The following is a 241-nucleotide window of genomic DNA, read 5'->3' as shown; positions in this document are numbered from 1 at the left end:
CCCACGTACTGCTCGCGCTGACGGGCGGCGGAGCGCAGCTTGTCCAGGCAGAGGGTGGTCACCAGTCGCGACAGGAAGGCGCCAGCGTGGACGAGGGTCGCTTCATCCACCTCGGCCCAGCGCAGCCAGGCCTCCTGCACGATGTCCTCGGCCTCGGCACGCGAGCCGAGCCTGCGGTAGGCCAGCGCACGCAGGCGGCGAGCGTGGTCGCGGTCGTAGCGCAACGCGCGGGCGGTGGGGG

The 241-nt window shown here is 73.4% G+C and carries 1 protein-coding gene; it reads right to left on the bottom strand.

What is annotated here, in order from left to right:
- A partial coding sequence (locus AC0IZJ_RS28690) for a sigma factor (RefSeq protein ID WP_471855678.1) occupies positions 1-241 on the bottom strand: 241 nt, incomplete at both ends.

It is taken from the genome of Roseateles sp. AC306 (genome assembly GCF_979253795.1).
This window is presented reverse-complemented; position numbering and strand designations above follow the sequence as displayed.